This is a genomic window from Massilia genomosp. 1, from assembly GCF_011682185.1.
Lineage (GTDB): Bacteria > Pseudomonadota > Gammaproteobacteria > Burkholderiales > Burkholderiaceae_D > Telluria_A > Telluria_A rubra.
Window position 1 is genome coordinate 1 of sequence record NZ_WHJF01000227.1, and the last position, 2,310, is coordinate 2,310.

The window sequence follows — 2,310 nt, forward strand, 5'->3', positions numbered from 1 at the left end:
CGTCAGAAAAACCATCGATATCGTCTTGGATGCGTCCTGCTGCTGGTGTCATATTCGATTCCATGTGGGTACCAACTTCCTTAATTAGAGTTATGAAGTTGTCTCACAACAGTTTGACACAGGGGGGTCACGGAAGCCGTCACCAAAAAGGAGAAAAATCAAGCACTCAAAAAAGCAGCGTAAAAATCGTATTTAGGCGACAACTAGCTTGCAAATTTCCGACGCCGAGCGAGCATACAATTTGATCATGAAGGACAAGGAGAAGCTGCTCGCTTTCGACACGCCGCTGAAATTCATCTTCTCGCACTCAGCGCTGAAGGAAGGCTGGGACAATCCAAACGTCTTCCAAATTTGTACTCTAAGGGAAATGGGCACCGAGCGCGAGCGCAGGCAGACCATCGGTCGGGGCTTGCGCCTGTGTGTGGATCAAAACGGCGACCGGGTACGGGGCTTCGAGATCAATCGCCTGACTGTCATTGCTACCGAGTCCTACGAGCAGTTCGCTGAAAACCTGCAAAAGGAAATTGAGGCCGACACGGGCATTCGGTTCGGTGTACTGGAGCAGCACCAATTCGCTGGTATCGCCATCAAGGCGGACGATGGCTCGCTCTCGCCACTGGGTGTGGACCAGTCCAAGGCCCTGTGGGAGCACCTGAAGGCAGCCGGGTACGTCGATGGAAGAGGCAAGGTGCAGGATTCGCTGAAGCTGGCCCTGAAAAGCGGTACTCTGGCGCTGCCTGCGGCATTCGAGGCGCAACGCGCCCAGATTGCCGAAATACTGAGGAAAGTATCGGGCCGGCTCGAGATCAAGAATGCTGACGAGCGCATGGCTTCGCCGCTGCGCAAGGATAAAGACGGCAAGGCAGTTTATCTGTCGCCTGATTTTAAGGCCCTATGGGACCGCATCAAGCACCAGACCACATACCGCGTCCAGTTCGACAATGCGAAGTTGCTGCAAGACTGCACCGCCGAGCTAAAAAAGGCCCCGGCTATTGCCAAAGCGCGGCTGCAGTGGCGCAAGGCCGACATCTCCATTGGACAGGCCGGCGTGCTCGCCACTGAAAAGAAAGGTGCGGCGACCGTGGTGTTGGACGAGGGCGACATCGAGCTGCCGGACCTTTTGACCGACTTACAGGATCGTACCCAGCTAACGCGCCGGAGCATCATTGCCATTCTGACCGGCAGTGGCCGACTGGATGAATTCAAGCGCAACCCGCAACAATTCATTGAACAGACTGCCGAGGTTATCAATCGCTGCAAGCGCTTAGCGTTAGTGGACGGAATCAAGTACCAGAAAATCGGCGACGAGAACTTTTACGCTCAGGAACTGTTCGCTAAGGATGAGTTGACCGGCTACCTACGCAATATGCTGCTGGATACCAAGCGATCGATTTACGAGCACGTTATCTACGACTCGGACACCGAACGCGACTTCGCCGACGCTCTGGAGAAGAACGACGGTGTGGTGCTGTATGCCAAACTGCCGAGCTGGTTCAAGGTCCCAACGCCATTGGGGCCCTACAACCCGGACTGGGCCATTCTGTTCGACCAGGAGGGTACGCAGCGCTTGTATTTCGTGGTGGAGACCAAGAGCAGTTTGTTCAGCGACGACCTGCGTAGCAAGGAAGACGCAAAGATTGAATGCGGCAAGGCGCACTTTGCGGCACTTGGAGTTGCGGAAAGTCGGGCCCATTACCTAGTGGCGACCTCCTTCGGTGACGTACTTAAGACGATGGAGTGAAGATGGCCTGAAGGTACGGGAGCCAGGCAAGCTAATGCCATGTGTCCTTCGGTCATCAGGCAAGAATGGGGAGAATTCCGGGGGAGAAAACAGGCTATTTTCTTCCCTTTACTACCCACTGTTGCCATTTGTTGCCTGTTGCTCTACTCTGTAGATCAAGGAGTTGCAGCAACGGCGCACCTCCCCAAGGTTCTGCGGTTTGGCCTCCGAAGCCAAGGGTCGTGGGTTCGATCCCCGCCAGCCGCACCAACCATCTTCAATCAAATCAACAGCTTGGCGATTGCGATGTTGCGCATTGCTGCGCTCGGGCCGGCACCGTTTATCCACGAAGGACATGATGGCAATCAGTGCAAAAGGCAAGCGTCGCATCGCCGTCAATGAGCGGGTGTATCTGTGGCGCATCTTTGAAAAATATGATCAGAGTTGGTTTGATGGCGTTCAGGTGTTAGCGGGCTTGTAAAAGCGCGCAAATCTGGGTGCCATTGCGCGTGGCTTTTCGCCATGCGCGCGGCCGTAGACGCCTGCCGCGGGCTCCCACTGGGGGAAGAGCGTTCCCCAGCGGGCTTGAT

1 protein-coding gene and 1 pseudogene are annotated in these 2,310 nt (G+C 55.4%); both read left to right on the top strand.

Translation table 11 applies throughout. The features are described 5' to 3' along the window. Positions 1–220 precede the first annotated feature (220 nt). Positions 221–1,741, top strand: a pseudogene (locus tag F1735_RS33025) (restriction endonuclease); the annotation flags it as partial. A 337-nt stretch (positions 1,742–2,078) separates the two neighbouring features. Next, positions 2,079–2,201 carry a hypothetical protein gene (locus F1735_RS37650; protein ID WP_267876718.1) on the top strand — a complete coding sequence of 41 codons (123 nt, stop codon included), beginning with the start codon at positions 2,079–2,081 and terminating at the stop codon, positions 2,199–2,201. Positions 2,202–2,310 lie beyond the last annotated feature (109 nt).

Excerpts from the sequence above, each read along its gene's own strand:
- F1735_RS37650 (WP_267876718.1), top strand. The coding sequence starts at position 2,079 with ATGGCAATCAGTGCAAAAGGCAAGCGTCGCATCGCCGTCAATGAGCGG.